This window comes from Gemella sp. GH3 (assembly GCF_013415425.1).
GTDB lineage: Bacteria > Bacillota > Bacilli > Staphylococcales > Gemellaceae > Gemelliphila.
On sequence record NZ_JACBYC010000162.1, the window covers coordinates 1 to 713 of the forward strand.

Sequence of the window (713 nt, forward strand, 5' to 3'; positions counted from 1 at the left end):
TTAATTGTATGAATACAGCAGTACTTTTATAGATTATTTAAAACTAAATCTTATTAACCCTGCCCAGAGTTTATAATATGTTTTTTATAATATATAAATTTACTCTCCACAAATCATTTTTAAGTTCACTTTTTATTAGTGGACTTTTTTTGTAGACTAATGTATTTGCTATTTAGCGATTAAAATAAAAAAATATTTAGCATAAAGATTTTACCCTTTACACTAAATATTATATACCCAATAAATATAGATTTATTTAACATCAAAATAATCTCTTCGATTTGTATTAAGATTATATATAATTTTAAGATAAATTTATACAACCAAAATATGATATTCCTTGTATTAGTTTTTAATAAGTGTTAGTATCTAATTAGATATAAATTTTACTTCCCCAAATAAGTTCACTATAGAATTAGTGGACTTATTTTTTATATTTGTATACTTTGCTATATTTAATAGTTATTTCTTCATTTAACTAGTGAACTTACTATTTAGAATATATTATATTCAGCACTGAATTATACTATTAACAAAGTTTAGAGATAAAATATCTACATAATAAAAAAAACTCCCAAAGGGAGCTAAAAGCCTGGCAACGTTCTAATCTCGCAGGTCGTAAGACCAACTACATTCGACGCTAAAGAGCTTAACTTCTGTGTTCGGTATGGGTACAGGTGTGTCCTCCTTGCTATCGCCACCAGACGAAAACT

The 713-nt window shown here is 25.8% G+C and carries 1 rRNA gene; it reads right to left on the bottom strand.

Annotation, left to right across the window (positions count from 1 at the left end):
* Nucleotides 1-590: 590 nt before the first annotated feature.
* A 5S ribosomal RNA gene (gene rrf / locus HZY83_RS06220) occupies nucleotides 591-705 on the bottom strand.
* Nucleotides 706-713 lie beyond the last annotated feature (8 nt).